Raw genomic sequence first — 17,922 nt, 5'->3', positions numbered from 1 at the left:
ATAAAAAATGAGCTGCTACAAAACTAACTACGTTAGTTTTGCAACAGCCCCTTTATTTTATATATGAAGTTGTATTTTGTATATATTTATTAATTGTTAGTACCAGGAGCTAATGGTGAATTTACATTAGTGTTCCCAGGCCCTGTTGGGTTATGTTTTGTTTTTGGAGTATTATTAGTATTATCAATATTATTGTTAGTAGAACCTTCCGGTGAATTTACAACGGGAGGCGGAGTTGAAGGATTTACAGCAGGAGGTGCTCCACTAGGAGTTTCGGTTACAGGTTGCTCAGGCGCTGTAAGATCACTAGTTGAAGTTAAAACATATGGATAGTCTGCTGTAGCTGAATTTGGATGATCTTTCTTTATATATACTCTACTTTGAGTTAATATAGAAGAGTTTTCAACCATTTTGTTGGTAAATCTATTTACATTAACTGCTACATGTGTTGAACAAGTTTCTTTTGGCTCAGTTCCTTCAATAAACATTTCTTCAATAATTCTGCTCCCCCTAGGATCGGCACTACATAGAGAACTTGGAAGCAATCCAGAATCCTTACATACATTAGCTTTTACGATACCATTACTAGGAGGATCTATTTCTTTTACTTCTAATCCTTCATGAGCTTTTGCCATTAATTTTCCCCAAAGTCTTGCACAACCACTTGAACTACCAATTAGTTTATCAGGTTTATCGTATCCAATCCATACGGCTCCTGATAAGTACGGTGAAAGTCCTGCAAACCATAAGTCTGTAGAATTAGTAGTGGTACCAGTCTTACCCGAGATAGGCATATTTCCCCATCTTGCTCCAGTAGCGTTATATTCATTTACTGGTCCTTTTAACATATCGTATAATATGTAAGCTGCTTGAGGAGAAAAAACTTTAGTTTGCTTTGGTGTAGTATTATTAAGCAACGTTTTTCCAGTTGCATCAACTACTTTAGTATATAATACAGGTTTTGTATACATACCATTATTTCCAAAGGTACCATATGCATTAGCTAAAATAAAGCTATTTCCTCCATCTCTATCAGAAGGTGAATTGTTTACTTGCCCTAATGCAATAGATGCCATTGAACTTTTTGATGCAGCATTAAATTTTAGCCCTAATTTTTCACCATAGGATATACCTGTCTTCAATCCTATTTTATCCTCAAATAAAACTGCACCTGTATTTTTTGAGTGAGTAAGAGCTTCTCTAGCAGTAATGAGTCCTGAATACTCATTAGGAGAGTTTAAAGGATTGTAAGGACCATCAGAGCCAGCATATTTTTTACCTATTTCTTCAGGAATTGGAGCATCGTCTATAGTGGTAGCAGCTGTTATTATTTTTTGGTCAATACCAGGGCCATATATAGTTAATGGTTTTGTAGAGGAACCTATAGGTCGTAAATCATCATAAGCTCTATTAATTGATTGTGGTTTTTGTTTACCACGTCCTCCAACCATTGCAAGTACATGACCTGTTTGATAATCCACTATAGTAGCTGAAGCTTGCAATAAAGGCACACCATCTTTATCAAATTTTTCTTTGTTACCAATTTCTAGATTACTATAATCATCTAAAGTAGCTTGAGTAAAATCTTGTAGATTTCTATCCATTGTTGTGTAAATTTTAAGACCTCTATTTACAATTATTTGTGAAACTTGTTCATCAGTATAATTATATTTTTCTTTTAAATCTGCTTTTACTTGAGAAACAACAGGATATACAAACCATTCATAATTTAATCTATAATCTGTTTTGATTGATTTAAATACTAAGCCGCCATTTTTAACATCAGAAACTGCTTTATTATAATCATCATCAGTTATGTACTGTAAATTATGCATCATACCTAGAACTGTAAGAGTTCTATTAATGTATGGGGTTGGATCTTTTTGATTATTTTCATTATAAGCACTGTAAGTAGTTGGAGCCTGAGTTATTCCAGCAATATAGGCACATTCTATTAATGATAAATCAGAAGTACTTTTCCCAAAGTAATATAAAGAAGCAGCTTCTACTCCATATACGCGACCACCTAATGGGATTGTATTTAAATATGCTGTAAGAATTTGATCTTTTGTTAATTTTTGCTCTAAATTTATTGCTAGATAAGCTTCTCTAATTTTTCTTTCAATTGAAAAATCATTACTTAAGACTGTATTTTTTAATAATTGTTGAGTTAATGTTGAAGCTCCATGTAATCCTTTTTGTTTAGTTAATATTTTTTTTACGTCTAAATAAGCAGCTCCAAGAATTCTTTGAATGTCAATTCCATTGTGTTTGTAAAATCTTTCATCTTCTATAGATACAAAAGCATTTTTTAAGTTAGTAGGCATTTTTTTTGAATCTATAACATACCGTTCCTCATCTGTATGAAGATTATCCATAAAGTCACCTTTACTATCATATATACTAGAAGGCTGATTTAATGATAATACATCATTAACATTTAGAGGAGGGGTAGCTTTTATAATAGCAAAGGCATAGCCAAAGCCTACTACTAAAACTGCTAAAAAACAAAATATAAACCCAAAACATATGCCTTTCAAGAATTTTCTCGATTTCTTGCGTTTAGGTGGCTTTTTATTTCGTGGAATATTATTTGCTTTTTTTGCTTTATTGTTATCTGCCATTTTATCCTCCTAAAATATCAGGTTTAAAATTAATAATAGTCTATATTATTATAGCATAATTATAGTATGAGTAAATCAATAACTCAATATAAAGCTTGTGATAATGTAAAATTGTGTAAAATGAAAAATAACACGATATTTTGATTATAGTGTTATTTTTTCTTTTTTAAATTGTTAAATAAAATAAAATATTAGAACTTTTTCATAAAAGGAGTATAGATAAAGTAGAGGAAAAAAGTAAAATATTGGAGAAAAAAAGAAACCTATTTTTTTAGGTTTCTTTTTATAATAAAAAATATGTTTCTAATTTTTTACTCCCAGTTAAATACATAAGGTACATTTCTATAGAAATCACCATAATTTAATCCGTATCCTACCACAAATAAGTCTTCAATTTCAAAACAGCAATAATCTGGAACTATTTCTATTTTTCTTCTAGAAGGTTTGTCAAGAAGAACACAAGTCTTAACAGAAGCTGGATTTAATTTTTTTATGTGATCAACAACAAAATTCATTGTTATTCCAGTATCAACAATATCATCAACTATAAGAACGTCCCATCCTTCAATATTATCAGAAATATCACTAACCACTTTAACACTTCCAGAAGAAGTTTCATTATGTTCATAACTTGATGTAGTCATAAAACCTATCTTTGTATTTAAATCTATAGCTCTAACTAAATCAGCAGCATATACAAAGCTACCACGAAGTAAAGATAAAACATAAAGTTTTTTACCTTTATAATCCTTAGTAATAATTTCACCAAGTTCCTTTATTCTAGAATTTATTTGCTCCTCTGAAAAAAGAATGTTACGTTTTTTATCATCCATATTTCTAAAACTCCTTTAAATTTATTTAAATATTAATAAGTGACAATTGTGCAATTAACCAATTAAAATAAGGCCTTATTGTGGGAAATAGCTTGTAAATTTTAATTATACAGCATTTTTCATCACCATAATGCATTATTACCGTTAATTAGAATTGTATAAGTTGTAATTAATGAATTAATAGTATAAAATTATATGAAAGTTGTCAAGATAACTTAAGTGAGGTGTTTATATGATATATGGAAATATTGAAGGAATTAGAAAGTCTATAATAGATGAATTAGAAGGAATTTATTCAATTAAAAACTTGAAAGATGAAATTTGTGATTTAGAAATTTTAAATATAATTGCAAGAATTTCTAGTCTTATTGAAAGAGAAGTCAGCGTTGCTATTAATAGAAAAGGCAATGTTACATCTGTTGCAATTGGAGACTCTACATCAGTAGAAGTTCCAATAATAGATATAGAAGAAAAAAGATTGTCTGGAGTTAGGGTAATACACACTCATCCAAATGGATATTGCAATCTTTCAGCTTTAGACTTAACTGCACTTTTAAAATTAAAATTAGATGCAATTGTATCAGTAGCAATAATAGATGGAAAGATTATAGATTTTTCTTTAGGAATGCTTACATTATATAATAATAAATTAGAATTTGAAGAAAAGAAAAATCTTTCATTAGAAGAAATAACTTCAATACACATATTAGACAAAATAAGATTTGTAGAAAATTTAATTAGAACTAATGATGTTATAGAAGATACTGAGGAAAAAGCAATTTTAGTTGGTTCTGATACTAAAGAAAGCTTAGAAGAATTAAAGGAATTAGCAGAAGCTTGTAATGTGCCTGTTTTAAAAACAGTATTTCAAAGTAGAAATAAAATTGATGCGGCTTTTTTTATAGGAAGAGGAAAAGTTTTAGAAATTGCATCTATGAGACAAGTTGAAAGAGCAAATGTAATAATATTTGATGATGAACTTTCTGGCTCTCAAGTTAGAAATTTGGAGGCTGCATTAGGTGCAAAGGTAATTGATAGAACTACATTGATTTTAGAAATATTTGCTACTAGAGCTAAGACAAAAGAAGCTAAGATTCAAGTAGAACTTGCACAGCTTAAATATAGAATGTCAAGATTACAGGGCTTGGGAACAATTCTTTCTAGAACTGGAGGAGGTATTGGAACTAGAGGTCCAGGAGAAAAGAAACTTGAAACTGATAGAAGACATATAATGGAAACTATATATGATTTGAAAGATGAATTAAAGAAAATTAAGAAGACAAGAGAAGTACAAAGAGAAAAACGAAACAAAGAAAATATACCTAAAGTGTCTTTAGTTGGATACACTAATGCAGGTAAATCAACTTTAAGGAATGCTTTATGTGATTTTGCTTCTAAGAAAGAAAATCAAACAAAAGAAAAGGTATTTGAAGCAGATATGCTTTTTGCAACTTTGGATACAACAACAAGAGCTATAACTCTTAAAAATAAAGGAATAATAACTCTTACAGATACAGTTGGGTTTGTAAGAAAACTTCCACATGATTTAGTTGAAGCATTTAAATCTACATTAGAGGAAGTAATTTTTTCTGATCTTTTATGTCATGTAATAGATACGTCTTCGGATACAGCGGTAGAACAGTATATTGCAGTAAATGAAGTTCTTAGTGAGCTTGGAGCAATTGATAAAGATACTATATTAGTTTTAAATAAAATAGATAAGGCAACAGAAGAACAGATTGCAAATATAAAAGAAATCATAGGTGATAAAGAAGTAATACAAATATCAGCTAAAGAAGGTACTAATTTAGAAGAATTATTATCCTTAATAGAAGAAAAACTACCGTATAATTATAAAAAAGTTGGATATTTAATACCTTATGAAAAAGGGGATATACAATCTTTTCTTCATAGAAATGCAAGAATTATAGAGGAAGAATATAAAGATAACGGAACTTATATAAAGGCAGAAGTAGATGAAGAAGTATATAACAAAACTAGGGAATATGTTATAGAAGAATAAATTTCTATTATATTTAATATATTAAATATGAGTATTAATTAAGGGTTCTGTATATATGTCGCATCGAAAATCTAATAGGAGCCATAAAAAAAACAAGGCTAAAAATCAGAGAGATACTAAGAGTCGGCAGGATATATATGAAACAGAAGAGGAATATGTAAAAAAAGTAGGCGGAGATATTTATGGTGAAAATATTATGCAGGGTGGCTTGGGAATCAATACTGGTGATGTGAATAGTAAGAAGAAATCTAATGGAAACTCATCTGATGGAGAGAATAAAACAAATTCAAACCAAGCTAACGTAAATAATACAGAAGATACTAATGCAAACACTAACAATGCTGAAAATGACAATGGTATTAATAATACAAATGTTACTAATAGTGGTGGTACTAGCAATGATATAAATAATTTATGTGAAGAAATAAAAGCAAGACAACAAGAACTTTTAGATAGACTCAAAAATTTAAGTGATGCACTTGCATCTTTGGCCTTAATTAGGGATAATTATAATTCTATTCAAGTAGATACTTTTACGGAATTGTATTTTACAAGGCAGGTTAGACCTCTTTTAGATGCTTTAAATATTATTTCATTTGCGTCAACTAATATGTCAGCTACTGCAACAGCATTTCAAACAAGTGCATTTACTGATACAAAAGAAATTAAAAATGCATTAAAATTAAGCTATAAAATGAATGATGAAGTTGATGATATAATAAATAACCTAGGGAGAAGGCTTACAATTTTTCTTAAACTAATAGATAATATGGATAGAAATTGTCCGCCATTTAGGAAGTAAAGATTCTTAGATTTAATTATTTAAGAATCTTTTTTACTGTAGAAAGTGACTAATTTAAATTATTTGGATATAAATTATAAATCCATTTACTTTAAATAAATATTGGTATAAGTTATAATGTTAATGTGTTTTATTTAGACAAAGAAGGTGAAGCGAAATGTCAAAATCTATAATAGATTATCAAAAGTCCTCTGAAAAGTTAATGAATGTATTAAAAGTCAATAAAAAAGTGTTGGCTATATTTGCATTTGGTAGCATAATCAGCGGAGATCTTTGGGAAGAATCAGATATAGATTTATTTGTTGTATATAAAGATGTTTTTGAAGAAGTTAGAGACATATATTCAGAAATATTAGATATTCCTGTGCATATGAAAGTATTAAATAAAGAAAAATTTTTAGAATTATATAAAAGTGATGGTAAGAAAGGAAGTATTCGAAATTTGCTTGTATCATCAAAAATTATATTTTCAAGAGATGAAGAAATAGAAAGTGTTTTTAATAAAGCAAAATATAGTTTAGATAAGTATAAGGAAATATGGAAGTTAGTATATTTAGGTAACGTTATAAAAGATTTAGGAGTAACGAAAAAATATTTACATAATGACAGTATTTTTACTTCTTATGAAGTTTTAATAAGAGCATTGGACAGTTTTGCTAAGTTATTTCTCAATTTAAATGGATATACTGTAAGTAAAGATGCAGTTAAAATGGCTACAAATTTAAATAATAAATTTAGTATGATTGTTGAAAGTTTATTTAATGGTAAATGCATAAAGGAAAACATACAAACTACTGTAGATTATATGGAGAATTTTTTAGATGAAAATATAAATGAAGCAGCTAAAATGTTGCTAGATTATTTAGGTGATAAAGATGCCGCTTTAAGTTCATATGAAATAAAAAATAGCGAAACCTTTAAAGAATTTGATATAAAAATTGAAGATATATTAAAGGAATTATATAAAAGAAAATTAATAATTAAAGAAACGAAAAAATTAGATTTGCCATCTAATGAAAAATTAATAAGTGAAAATGTATATTCATATAAAGGCTATAAGCAAATTAAAATATTAGATAGAGATTAATTGAGAGGAAGCTTATGGATAATTATAAGGATTTTAAATTTAATAATGATGAAACGCCTAAGTATGTTCAAATAGCTAATTTTATAAAGATTTTAATTGATAAAAGAAAAATAAAAGAAGGCGACAAGCTTCCGACAATAAGAGAATTATCAAAAAAGCTTCAGGTAAACAATGTGACTATAGTTAGTGCTTATAATAAGTTAAAGGCTGAAGGATATGCATATCAAAAGGTTGGAAGCGGAAGCTATGCTAAGAGAAAAGAAGTTGTATCAAATTTTAGGAGAGAGTATTCAAATACCTTAAAAAAGCTGTCTATGGATGAGTCCATTGATATAATTGATTTTACGGGAGAAACTTCAAAAGAAGTGTTATTTCCAATAGAGGATTTAAAGCAGATAATAAATCAGGTTTTGGAAAGAGATGGTGCAAATGCATTGCTTTCTGACAATAGAAATGGATATAACAAGCTTATTGATACAATAAATAAAGCATTTTGGAATAATAAATTAAACAATGAAGATATAATTATAGTTTCTGGAGCACAACAAGGAATAGATATAGCTTCAAAAGGAATATTGAACATAAATGATAATATAATTGTTGAAAAACCAACTTATGCAGGAGCTTTATCAGTTTTCAAATGGAGAAAGGTTAATGTATTTGAATTACCAATTGAAAGAGATGGAATTAATTTAAATAAATTCGAAAAAATACTTCAAAAAAATGAAATAAGATGTTTTTTTACCATGAGCTATTTTCAAAATCCAACAGGAATAAGTTATAGTATAGAAAAGAAAAAAAGAATTTTAGAACTTGCACAGATTTATGATTTCTACATAATTGAAGATGATTATTTATCAGAACTTATATATGAAAATTCTTTAGAATATGTTCCGTTTAAATGGCTTGATAAAAATGATAGGGTTATTTATATAAAAAGCTTCTCTAAAATATTTCTTCCAGGGATAAGATTGGGATACTTGGTAACACCAGATATATTTAGAGAAACCCTTCAAAATTCTAAGCATAATACAGATATAACGACTTCAAGCTTGATGCAGAGAGCATTGGAATTATATATTTCAGATAATAAATGGAGAGAAAATATAAAAAATTTAAATCATGAATATGTAAAAAGATATATACATTTAAAGAAAATTTTAGATACTGAATTTAATCATATATTGGATTATATTGATCCAAAGGGCGGGTTAAGCTTTTATTTAACATTTAAAGAAGAGTTTACGATTAACACAAAGGAACTTTTTAGAAGGCTTAAGGGAAGAAATGTTTATATTACCCCAGGAGCTATGTTTTTTACTGTAAAAGATGAGGGACAAGATTCATTTAGAATAGCTTTTTATCAAACAGACATTAAAAAGATAGAATGGGGCATGAAAATAATAAAGGAAGAAATACTTTCTTTAAAAGCTGAAAAAACAATAGAAGCCGTAGTCTTAAAGAATAAATAAGAAGTAAAATAAATATTATTTAATAGGGTATATTTTAAGTAATATTACTAACATTATATGCCTAAAGGATACAAAACTGAAAAGGAGTAAAGAAATGCCTTATATTACAGTGAAAGATTTTGGAGAAGATAGATTTGAAGAAAAGAAATCAGAGTTTATTGGATATGCCAAAAGAGTTGAAAGTGAAGAAGAAGCTAAAGCGTTTATAGGTGAAATAAAAAACATGCATAAGCAAGCTAGGCATAACTGCTCAGCTTACATTATTGGAAGCAACATGAATATACAAAGATATTCAGATGATGGTGAACCACAAGGGACAGCAGGTATTCCTATACTTGAAGTGTTGAAAAAAAGTGGGGTAACAGATTGTGCTGTAGTTGTTACAAGATACTTTGGAGGAATACTTCTTGGAACAGGAGGGTTAACTAGAGCATACACAAAAGGAGCTAGCATAGCCATAAAGGCAGCTGGAGTTGTAGAAAAAGTTGAAGGCTTAAAATTAAGCTTTGAAATGGAATATGATTTATTTGGGAAAATTCAATATATATGTGGTCAAAATTCTTGGCATATTGAAGAGGTTGAATATACAGATAAAGTAATAGTTAATATGCTGACTGAAAAGACAATTGCAGATAATGTGGAAAATGAAGTAGTAGAAGCTACAAATGGAAAAGTTATAGTTAGAAAAAGTAATGAAGGAATTTACTTTAAAGAAGGAAATAGGTTATATGCTGAGATCTAATTTCTAGTAAATTATTATATAATAAATTGAGTTTTTAGGATAAAGAGGTACATTGTGAATTAAACTAAAATGTGGTATAATGTTTGTTGAATTTTGTGTTAAAAAACAAAAAATTCTAGTATGAGAGATTTGTAATAAAATAATATTAAGAAATAATTACTAAAGTTCATAATATAAAATACTTATTGCAAATATGAAGTTTAAATTAAAGTAAGGAGGAAATTACATGTCAGGACACTCAAAGTGGCATAACATTCAAGCAAAAAAAGGAAAGACAGATGCAAAAAGAGGTAAAATATTTACTAAGCTAGGCAAAGAAATCGTAATGGCCGTTAAAAATGGTGGTGCTAATCCAGATACAAATGCTAAATTACGTGATGTAATTGCAAAAGCAAAGGCAGAAAATATGCCTAACGATACAATATCTAAGGCAATTAAAAAAGCTTCTGGTGAATTATCAGCAGTTAATTATGAAAATATAGTTTATGAAGGTTATGGACCTAGTGGAGTGGCAGTAATAGTTGAAACTCTTACTGATAATAAAAATAGATCAGCTGGAAATGTTAGAAGTGCATTTACAAAAGGTGGCGGAAACATGGGTACTTCAGGCTGTGTAGGATTTATGTTCCAAGAAAAAGGTGAAATTATCATCGAAAAAGGTGATAAAGATGAAGATGAATTAATGATGATAGCTTTAGACGCAGGAGCAGAAGATTTCTCAGCAGATGAAGAAGAAGTGTTTGTAGTAACTACAACTCCAGATGATTTTGGAACTGTTAGAGAAGCTTTAGAAGCTGAAGGAATTGAGTTCTTAGAAGCAGCGGTTAAAATGATACCAGATACATATACAGCAATAAATGAAGATGAAGCTAAGAAGTTCCAAAAGATGTTAGATTTACTTGAAGATGATGATGACGTTCAAAATGTTTATCACAACGCTGAGTTCCCTGAAGGTTGGAATGAATAGTATCTAAAATTTATAGATAACATGGCTTATTTACTAGCTTTGCTAGTGTAATATAATTATTAAAATTTTGTTTTGCCCTCTTATTTGCCCCCTATAAGCAAATAAGAGGTATTTTTTTTTATTTTAATATAGAATGAAGTTCATCAAGTTTTGAAATAGCTTTTTCTTTTACTGATTCTAAAACATGAGTATAAGTATTAAGTGTAATTGATACTGTACTATGCCCTAATAGCTCCTGGACTGTTTTTGGTTCTTCACCAAGCTCAAATAATCGAGTAGCAAATGTATGTCTCATATCATGAAACTTTCTTACTGGTATATTATTATTCTTTAAAATAATCTTATATTGGCGTCCTATAGTGCTATCAACTAAATACGCACCTAGATTATTACAAAATACCAGGTTGTTATCTTCATATATATCAGCATATCTTATCTTTTGTAATCTCTGTTCATTCCTATATTGTAATAACATTTTTACAAGAAACTGTGGTATAGGAACTTTTCTAATACTTTTATGTGTCTTAGGTGTTTGTATAAAGCTATAACCATTAGAACGACCCTCGCGTGACACATCTGCTATATATCGATATGTCTTATTTACATCAATATAGTTTTTCTCAAAATTAATATCATCCCAGGTAAGAGCAAATAGTTCACCTTGTCTTAAACCACTATACAGAGCAGTAACAAAAATCATTTCTGAAGAGTGACCTTTTATAGCTGCAAGGAAAGTTCTTTCTTCTTCTAATGTAAAAGGAATTATTTTATTCCCTCTAGCTAATTTTGTTTTTTCATCTTCTTTGGGTAAGATTATAGCTTTGGAAAAATCCTTTATAATTATATTATTGTCATATAGATACCTGACGAATGGACGTATTATCTTGTGTATATTCTTTATTCTTATAATAGTGCAGCTATTAGATACCAGGTTATTATAAAATTTTTGTACATCAATTAACTTTAGATCCTTAACCTTAATTTTAGATAGAGAACTGTCTTTTATATACATTCTAAAAACACCCTCATAATTTTCTTTAGTTGATGGTTTTAGGTGCCCAAAATGTACATCAAAAAGCCAGTCTGTGAAGAATGTTTCAAAGCATTCTTTATTATTCACAATTTCGTGTTCAAGATCATATTTGATCTGTTTAATTTTACTTTCAAGTTCTTTTACTGTTTTAGCATAAATGTCCTTAGGATTTTCTAAATTTTCGTGCCTTAATCTATGAAAGTAATATTCTTTACCATTCTTAATTTTCTTTTTATATATTGTTTTAGCCATTGTATGACCTCCTATAAGATTTAATTATATTCTATAAGGGGCGAATATATTAAAGCCTTATGGGCCAATATAAGCTATTATTAATTAAACTATTTACCTATTTTTCTTGAACTTTTTATTATCTCTTGAAGTTTAAATGATACAAATGCTTTTGTTGTTGTTGTGAGTTCTTCAATACTTTTTTCTGTTATCTCATATGTTCCATCTGGAGCGTTAATAATGAGATATCCTTCTGACTCGTCTCCATCTATTCCATATCCTAAAGTTTTTATATATTGATTAAAGTTAAAAAATTCGGATATTTCTTTGGATTTAGAATTTATAGATGTATCTGTATCATTTACTAAATCTATAAGACTACAACCGAGAACGCTAGCAATATCATCAAGAACAGAAAAATCAGGTTTCACATTATTAGCTTCATATTTTCTAATGGTACTTTCACTTTTATTAATTTTTTGTGCAAGTTGTACCTGGGTTATATGTGCAAGTTTTCTATATTTCTTTATATTTTCTCCGATATTCAATTCATGCCACCTCCTATAATGATATTATCACAACCGATAATAATTTTACAACTTTTTTTGAAAAATATATTGACATCGGTAATTATGTTGTCTATTATATGGTTAACAGGTAATTAAATTACCGAAAAGAAAGAGGGGCGAATATATGTTGTCAACTTTAGAGTTAGAAAGACGAAAACAAGGATTAACTCAAAAACAACTTTATGCAAAATCAGGTGTTAGCACATCAACAATATGTAATATAGAAAGAAATGGTATTAAAACTATACCAGTTAGAACATTGGAAAAATTAGCAGAAGCTCTTAATACAACAGTAACAGAATTATTCTTTTCAGATGAACAATAGCTTACCAACTGAAAGTAAGTAACCTCACGTAGAAGGTAGCACATCTATAAAATTCTATAATGACAATGCAGAGTATAAGACAAGGAAAACCACACTCTAAGATGAGATGTATAACAACAGTATTAATATTAAAAAACTGGAGGGTGAGCCTATGGAAGAGATTAAAAGAGATCCTTATTTTGAAAAGTTTATCAATCTAACAGTGGATTTTATTACAACAGAAGTTAGGGAGAAATTAAAAGATTTCAAGGCAAATGATGATGAAAAGTTAGCGTATACTCCTAAAGAAGCAGCTAAGGTTTTAGGGGTTGGTCAAAACACAATGTATACTGATCTATTACCAAGAAAAGATTTTCCTTCATATAAAGTGAAAGATAAATGGTTTGTATCAAAAAAGGGATTAGACGAATGGGTTCAAAATCAGCATAAGTAAGGAGTTGATTTAATATGGAGCTAGAGGAATTAAAAGAACGATTATTAAAAGGTACATTCTACTATAGTAAGCCAGGTGCATTATTAGTTAAAGGTAAAGTATACAATGTTGTTTCTTATGATGATGGAGAGCTAGAAATATTTTTTACTGGTGGGATAGTTAGTATATACAAGGATAAGTTAATAAAAGTGAAACGCCCATCTTACATAATTAGCGTGTTTAAATGGTGTTATTCATTGAAAAATGAAGATAACGAAAATATTGGTTATATTGGAGAAAAAGAAAGGGAGGAAGTGTAATAATAATGGATTTAAAGTTATTTAGTAAATACATTGCCTTATGTAAAGAGTTTAATTCTATACCATCATTCAGAGGATTAAATTACTTTAAAAGGGCAATTAGAAATTAGGTGGTGTACATGGAGGATAAAACAATAGAAGAATTTAACCATAAAAAAATAAAATATGATGGCCAAGTATCACTAGCTACAGGAAGAAATAAAACAGCAAAGCAATGGAAGAATAGAAATATATTATACTCAGCCTTAGTTGAGAAATTAAGTTCTACTACAAGAACACCGGAAACTTATGCAGAATATAAGAAGATGCCAAAGGCTGATAGAGACAGAATTAAAGACGTTGGAGGATTTGTTGGTGGTAGTCTTAAAAATGGTCGTAGGAAGGCTGAGAATGTAGCTAACAGAACGTTATTAACATTAGATTTAGATTATGTAGTAGGTGATATCTGGTCAAGCATAGAACTATTATGGGACTTTTCAGTTGTAATGTATTCAACTCATACTCATGCATCTGATAACCAAAGATTAAGAATTGTAATTCCTTTAAGTAGGCCAGTTCTACCAGATGAATATCAAGCTATAGCTAGAATGATTGCAGATGATTTAGGAATAGATCAATTTGATGATACAACTTATGAACCATGTCGTTTAATGTATTGGCCATCAACTTCAAGTGATGGAGAATATATATTTAAAGTACAAGATTTAGAGTGGTTAAATCCTGATGAAATATTAGAAAGATATACATTTGGTTGGCAAGATGTAAGTTATTGGCCAGAGAGTTCAAGAGCTAGAGCTAAATTAAATTCAGCAATTAAAAAGCAAGAGGATCCATTAGAAAAGAAAGGTGTTATAGGAGCTTTCTGCAGAACATATTCAATAAGTGAAGCTATAGGAGAGTTTTTAAGTGATGTTTATGCTGCAGGTGCTGATGATACAAGATACACATTTTCAGAAGGAAGTACTTCAGGTGGATTAGTTGTATATGATGATAAATTCAGTTTTTCACATCATGGTACTGATCCTACAAGTGGAATACTATGCAATGCATTTGACTTAATTAGAATTCATAAGTTTGGTGAATTAGATGATAATGCAAAGGAAAATACACCTGCTAATAGATTACCTTCATTTATTAAAATGACAGAGTTTGCTTCTAGTGATAAGAAGGTTAAAGAGACTATAGGTAAAGAACGTATGGAAAAGGCTCAAGAAGACTTTGACATTGTTGTATCTGATGATGAAATGAGTACTGAATGGCTAGAAAAATTACAAGTGTCAGATAAAGGAAGAGTATTAAATATTTCAGATAATTATGTACTAATAATAGACAATGAACCATTACTTAAATGTAAAATTGCATATAATGAATTTACTAATAAAATTGTTGTAAATGGGGAACTTCCATGGAGAAAAATTAATGATCTTTCAGAATGGAATGATACAGATGATGCCGGACTTAGAACATTCATTGAAAAGTATTATGGAATTTCCAATATATCAAAATATAATGATGCTATTTCGTTAGTTGTTGCAAAAAACTCTTTTCACCCTGTTAAACATTTATTCAATAACTTGAAGTGGGATAAAGTCCAAAGAATAGAAACATTATTAATAGACTATTTAGGAGCAGAGGACACATTATATACAAGGTTTATTATGAAAAAATGGTTAGTGGCAGGAGTGGCGAGAATATACAGACCAGGAACCAAATTTGATAACATGCCCATATTAAGTGGACCACAAGGAATAGGGAAAAGTACTTTTTTTAAAAAGTTAGGCATGGATTGGTTTTCCGATAACAATATTGATTTAAAAGATACAAAGAAAGCTATAGAAGTTCTTAGAGGGAAATTAATAGTTGAAATGGCTGAATTATCTAATATGAAAAGAGCAGATGTGGAAGTAACTAAAAATTTTATAACGAGAATTGAATTTGAAGCCAGGCCTGCTTATGGAAAAAGAAATATTATATTACTTATACAATGGCTATATTGTGGAACTACAAATGATAAGGAATTTTTAAAGGATAAGACAGGAAATAGAAGATTTTGGCCAGTTGATGTCAAAGTGAATGATCCTAGGAAAAGTGTATTTAAAGATTTAAGTAGAGAAGTTGTATTACAAATATGGGCCGAAGCTATAGAGCTATATAGAGCTGGATATATTATTACGTTGAATGAAGAAGAAGAAAAGCAGGCTAAAGTACAGCAAGAATTACACATGGAAACTGATGAACTAGAGCAGATACTAGAAGATAAACTCAATTGGGATGCACCAAAAGAGCAATGGGATAAGTACACATTTACTGAAATAGTAGTCGGATTGAATTTAACGGATAGGCAGAGTGGTTATGCAAGACAAAATTTAAAGACAATTCTTGCAAAAAAAGGTATAGAGCCAGATTCTAGAAGAAAATATATAATACCACCTAGAAGAATGTTAAAGGCTATTAATGATTTTGAGGTTGTGTCAGAATAATTGCACAACCTCACAACCTAAACACAACCTCTAGGCAGTAGGTTGTGAATGATGAATTTTAGTTAAATCAATGGCTAGAAGTTATTATACACAACCTACACAACCTATTTATATAAATTTATATTTTTAATAATTAGGGGGGATAGGGTATATATAGTACTCCCTAAATAGTGTATTTGAAAAGAATAGAAAATTGGTTGTGTTGTGCGTGCAAATAATAAAGAGAAAGGAATAATAAAATGAGTGATCTAATATTAGTTGAGGAAAATATAACTTTTAAACAATGGATAGTAGACAAGCGTTGGAGTAATAACCCGAGGGGAGACTTAGCAAGAGATATATTTAGTGATCCTAATTTTCCAGATACGCATGATTATAGTGAAATGATAGATTATTTGAATTATAAGCAAGCTTGCAAAGAAGCAAAAGACACATTTAGATATGCATATAAAACATTCATGAAATTGAAAAAGGGTTTAGACTAAAAAGCCTAAACCCAAAGGAGCTAATTAAAGTAACCCCTTAAACTCGCAATTTAAGAATACCTTAGTAGTTCCTAAAACACAATAGTAAGTTTTTAGGAGGGATTGATAGATGAATACAAAGATAATTACAGGAATAGTTAAATTAGCATATGCCCATATATTTGAACCATATACAATAGAAGGAATGGAAGATTGTGAGCCAAGATATTCAACGACTGTAATAATTCCAAAGACAGATACTGAAACATTAAGGGCTATTAATGCAGCTATAGCTCAAGCCCAAATTGGATTCAGTAATAAGAAATATATAAAAACACTTCCAAGAGATGGAGATTTAGAAAGACAAGGAGATCCATTATATAAAGGCTGCTATTTCTTTAATGCAAATAGTAAAAATAAACCTGGTATAGTGGATTCGAATGTAAATACTATAGTTGGGCCAATGCAAGTAAAGAATGGATATTATGCAAAAGTATCTTTTAATCTTTACTCTTATAATTCAAATGGTAATAAAGGTATAGCAGCAGGTCTTAACAATATTCAACTTATAGGAGGTGCTATGTAATATGAACTTTGAAGAAACTAAAAGATTGATAAATAATGTTATAGAAAATGAGTTTCATCATATTCAAGAAACTCAGGAATTAACGGCTTTAAAAAAAGACAATGAACGATTTGAAGAGTATAACAAAGCTGATGAATTACTCAAACATTTGATTGATAACGCTCCAGAAGAGTATAAGAATATGCTAGAAGATTATGACGAGTTGGTAAACTCTGTTATGAGAGATTACTGCAGATATTACTTTGAAAGAGGGGTTATATCTGGAATGACTAACCTTAAATTCTTAAAAGATACTAATATCATAGGAGCACTTTAGAATAGGAGGTTTTCAGTAATGGAGAAGTTAACAGAATTAGAAATAAAATTGATAAAACTATTATTTGAATTAAAAGAAAAGGTAGGTAAAAGTAGGTATGAGTAAAATTAATAAGGATTTAATTAAGATTGCGATTGCAGAAGAATTTGTGGAAAATGTAAGCCAACTTAATGAAATGGAAATATATAGACTAACTCAAGGAATATCAGAAAGAGAGTTAAGGATAGCAAATGTTATGTTTGTTATGCTGATGAAGTGGATAAGGAAAGTTAATGAGAGCGAGAATGAAAAGGCTACACCAGAATTTAAAGTACAAGCTATACAGGAAATTCTTGATTGTACAGATACGTATTTAAATAGCTAAGGAGGTTTCATTAATGGCTAAGATAATAATTAAATATGAGAATGAAATGGAGAAAATAAAGATTATTGAAGCTTTATCTAAAGGTATTAAACTTGGAGTTATTGGCAAACCTCATAAATCAGGAAAATATTATAGGGTTTATGTTGATATATTAGAATAAATTAAGTATAAAGATTCGCTATTATGGCGAATCTTTTTAATATATGGAAATATAGGAATGCGAATCAACAGTAAAAAAATAATAAAAGAAACACAGCAATAATTAGTATAAA

At 29.2% G+C, this 17,922-nt stretch carries 19 protein-coding genes; 15 read left to right on the top strand and 4 right to left on the bottom strand.

Going from position 1 to position 17,922, the window contains the following annotated elements:
- Positions 1–89 precede the first annotated feature (89 nt).
- Together GXK56_RS26320 and hpt are read right to left on the bottom strand one after the other, a co-directional pair.
- Positions 90–2,624, bottom strand: coding sequence for a transglycosylase domain-containing protein (locus GXK56_RS26320; protein ID WP_160693078.1), 2,535 nt, complete (start codon positions 2,622–2,624; stop codon positions 90–92).
- Positions 2,625–2,935: 311 nt separating this feature from the next.
- A complete protein-coding gene (gene hpt / locus GXK56_RS26315) occupies positions 2,936–3,457 on the bottom strand; it encodes a hypoxanthine phosphoribosyltransferase (RefSeq protein WP_160693076.1) in 522 nt (173 codons plus the stop codon).
- A 232-nt stretch (positions 3,458–3,689) separates the two neighbouring features.
- Here hpt and hflX point away from each other — a divergent pair, with 232 nt between their 5' ends.
- The 6 genes from hflX to GXK56_RS26285 all read left to right on the top strand — a co-directional run bounded on the left by hflX (position 3,690) and on the right by GXK56_RS26285 (position 10,550).
- The gene (gene hflX / locus GXK56_RS26310; RefSeq protein ID WP_160693074.1) at positions 3,690–5,480 is read left to right on the top strand and encodes a GTPase HflX; all 1,791 of its coding nucleotides are present in this window, start codon (positions 3,690–3,692) and stop codon (positions 5,478–5,480) included.
- 55 nt (positions 5,481–5,535) lie between these two features.
- A complete protein-coding gene (locus GXK56_RS26305) occupies positions 5,536–6,282 on the top strand; it encodes a hypothetical protein (protein ID WP_160693072.1) in 747 nt (248 codons plus the stop codon).
- Positions 6,283–6,439: 157 nt separating this feature from the next.
- Positions 6,440–7,369 carry a nucleotidyltransferase domain-containing protein gene (locus tag GXK56_RS26300; protein ID WP_160693070.1) on the top strand — a complete coding sequence of 310 codons (930 nt, stop codon included), beginning with the start codon at positions 6,440–6,442 and terminating at the stop codon, positions 7,367–7,369.
- A 14-nt stretch (positions 7,370–7,383) separates the two neighbouring features.
- The gene (locus tag GXK56_RS26295) at positions 7,384–8,841 is read left to right on the top strand and encodes a PLP-dependent aminotransferase family protein (RefSeq protein ID WP_160693068.1); all 1,458 of its coding nucleotides are present in this window, start codon (positions 7,384–7,386) and stop codon (positions 8,839–8,841) included.
- Positions 8,842–8,935: 94 nt separating this feature from the next.
- Complete coding sequence (locus GXK56_RS26290) at positions 8,936–9,583, top strand: YigZ family protein (RefSeq protein WP_160693066.1); 648 nt, start codon at positions 8,936–8,938, stop codon at positions 9,581–9,583.
- A 226-nt stretch (positions 9,584–9,809) separates the two neighbouring features.
- A complete protein-coding gene (locus tag GXK56_RS26285) occupies positions 9,810–10,550 on the top strand; it encodes a YebC/PmpR family DNA-binding transcriptional regulator (RefSeq protein ID WP_160693064.1) in 741 nt (246 codons plus the stop codon).
- Positions 10,551–10,668: 118 nt separating this feature from the next.
- Here GXK56_RS26285 and GXK56_RS26280 read toward each other — a convergent pair whose 3' ends face one another.
- Together GXK56_RS26280 and GXK56_RS26275 are read right to left on the bottom strand one after the other, a co-directional pair.
- Entirely contained in the window at positions 10,669–11,835 is a 1,167-nt protein-coding gene (locus GXK56_RS26280) for a site-specific integrase (RefSeq protein WP_160693062.1), read from the bottom strand.
- A gap of 89 nt (positions 11,836–11,924) precedes the next feature.
- Positions 11,925–12,362, bottom strand: coding sequence for a helix-turn-helix transcriptional regulator (locus tag GXK56_RS26275; RefSeq protein WP_160693060.1), 438 nt, complete (start codon positions 12,360–12,362; stop codon positions 11,925–11,927).
- A 145-nt stretch (positions 12,363–12,507) separates the two neighbouring features.
- Here GXK56_RS26275 and GXK56_RS26270 point away from each other — a divergent pair, with 145 nt between their 5' ends.
- The 9 genes from GXK56_RS26270 to GXK56_RS27915 all read left to right on the top strand — a co-directional run bounded on the left by GXK56_RS26270 (position 12,508) and on the right by GXK56_RS27915 (position 17,810).
- The gene (locus tag GXK56_RS26270; RefSeq protein WP_160693058.1) at positions 12,508–12,708 is read left to right on the top strand and encodes a helix-turn-helix transcriptional regulator; all 201 of its coding nucleotides are present in this window, start codon (positions 12,508–12,510) and stop codon (positions 12,706–12,708) included.
- 151 nt (positions 12,709–12,859) lie between these two features.
- On the top strand, positions 12,860–13,141 hold the full coding sequence (locus GXK56_RS26265; RefSeq protein ID WP_160693056.1) for a helix-turn-helix domain-containing protein: 282 nt from the start codon (positions 12,860–12,862) through the stop codon (positions 13,139–13,141).
- A 14-nt stretch (positions 13,142–13,155) separates the two neighbouring features.
- Positions 13,156–13,440, top strand: a complete 285-nt coding sequence (locus tag GXK56_RS26260) for a hypothetical protein (RefSeq protein ID WP_160693054.1) — start codon at positions 13,156–13,158, stop codon at positions 13,438–13,440.
- A gap of 119 nt (positions 13,441–13,559) precedes the next feature.
- On the top strand, positions 13,560–15,920 hold the full coding sequence (locus GXK56_RS26255) for a virulence-associated E family protein (RefSeq protein WP_160693052.1): 2,361 nt from the start codon (positions 13,560–13,562) through the stop codon (positions 15,918–15,920).
- A gap of 239 nt (positions 15,921–16,159) precedes the next feature.
- On the top strand, positions 16,160–16,405 hold the full coding sequence (locus tag GXK56_RS26250) for a YozE family protein (RefSeq protein ID WP_160693050.1): 246 nt from the start codon (positions 16,160–16,162) through the stop codon (positions 16,403–16,405).
- A 109-nt stretch (positions 16,406–16,514) separates the two neighbouring features.
- Positions 16,515–16,970 carry a DUF2815 family protein gene (locus GXK56_RS26245; RefSeq protein WP_160693048.1) on the top strand — a complete coding sequence of 152 codons (456 nt, stop codon included), beginning with the start codon at positions 16,515–16,517 and terminating at the stop codon, positions 16,968–16,970.
- A 1-nt stretch (position 16,971) separates the two neighbouring features.
- A complete protein-coding gene (locus tag GXK56_RS26240) occupies positions 16,972–17,286 on the top strand; it encodes a hypothetical protein (RefSeq protein WP_160693046.1) in 315 nt (104 codons plus the stop codon).
- Positions 17,287–17,383: 97 nt separating this feature from the next.
- Positions 17,384–17,650 carry a hypothetical protein gene (locus GXK56_RS26235; protein ID WP_160693044.1) on the top strand — a complete coding sequence of 89 codons (267 nt, stop codon included), beginning with the start codon at positions 17,384–17,386 and terminating at the stop codon, positions 17,648–17,650.
- Positions 17,651–17,663: 13 nt separating this feature from the next.
- Complete coding sequence (locus GXK56_RS27915) at positions 17,664–17,810, top strand: hypothetical protein (protein ID WP_202127949.1); 147 nt, start codon at positions 17,664–17,666, stop codon at positions 17,808–17,810.
- Positions 17,811–17,922: the final 112 nt, after the last annotated feature.

It is taken from the genome of Clostridium sp. C2-6-12, from assembly GCF_009928485.1.
In the GTDB taxonomy this organism is placed as follows: Bacteria; Bacillota; Clostridia; order Clostridiales; family Clostridiaceae; genus Clostridium.
The sequence above is the reverse complement of the archived record's forward strand: the minus strand, read 5'-3'. Positions and strand labels throughout refer to the sequence as shown.

Coding starts and splice junctions, on each gene's coding strand:
- GXK56_RS26320 (WP_160693078.1), bottom strand. CDS start 2,624: ATGGCAGATAACAATAAAGCAAAAAAAGCAAATAATATTCCACGAAAT.
- GXK56_RS26265 (WP_160693056.1), top strand. CDS start 12,860: ATGGAAGAGATTAAAAGAGATCCTTATTTTGAAAAGTTTATCAATCTA.
- GXK56_RS26235 (WP_160693044.1), top strand. CDS start 17,384: ATGAGTAAAATTAATAAGGATTTAATTAAGATTGCGATTGCAGAAGAA.
- GXK56_RS26270 (WP_160693058.1), top strand. CDS start 12,508: ATGTTGTCAACTTTAGAGTTAGAAAGACGAAAACAAGGATTAACTCAA.
- GXK56_RS26255 (WP_160693052.1), top strand. CDS start 13,560: ATGGAGGATAAAACAATAGAAGAATTTAACCATAAAAAAATAAAATAT.
- GXK56_RS26300 (WP_160693070.1), top strand. CDS start 6,440: ATGTCAAAATCTATAATAGATTATCAAAAGTCCTCTGAAAAGTTAATG.
- GXK56_RS26280 (WP_160693062.1), bottom strand. CDS start 11,835: ATGGCTAAAACAATATATAAAAAGAAAATTAAGAATGGTAAAGAATAT.
- GXK56_RS27915 (WP_202127949.1), top strand. CDS start 17,664: ATGGCTAAGATAATAATTAAATATGAGAATGAAATGGAGAAAATAAAG.
- GXK56_RS26285 (WP_160693064.1), top strand. CDS start 9,810: ATGTCAGGACACTCAAAGTGGCATAACATTCAAGCAAAAAAAGGAAAG.
- GXK56_RS26290 (WP_160693066.1), top strand. CDS start 8,936: ATGCCTTATATTACAGTGAAAGATTTTGGAGAAGATAGATTTGAAGAA.
- GXK56_RS26250 (WP_160693050.1), top strand. CDS start 16,160: ATGAGTGATCTAATATTAGTTGAGGAAAATATAACTTTTAAACAATGG.
- GXK56_RS26260 (WP_160693054.1), top strand. CDS start 13,156: ATGGAGCTAGAGGAATTAAAAGAACGATTATTAAAAGGTACATTCTAC.
- GXK56_RS26245 (WP_160693048.1), top strand. CDS start 16,515: ATGAATACAAAGATAATTACAGGAATAGTTAAATTAGCATATGCCCAT.
- hpt (WP_160693076.1), bottom strand. CDS start 3,457: ATGGATGATAAAAAACGTAACATTCTTTTTTCAGAGGAGCAAATAAAT.
- GXK56_RS26295 (WP_160693068.1), top strand. CDS start 7,384: ATGGATAATTATAAGGATTTTAAATTTAATAATGATGAAACGCCTAAG.
- hflX (WP_160693074.1), top strand. CDS start 3,690: ATGATATATGGAAATATTGAAGGAATTAGAAAGTCTATAATAGATGAA.
- GXK56_RS26305 (WP_160693072.1), top strand. CDS start 5,536: ATGTCGCATCGAAAATCTAATAGGAGCCATAAAAAAAACAAGGCTAAA.
- GXK56_RS26240 (WP_160693046.1), top strand. CDS start 16,972: ATGAACTTTGAAGAAACTAAAAGATTGATAAATAATGTTATAGAAAAT.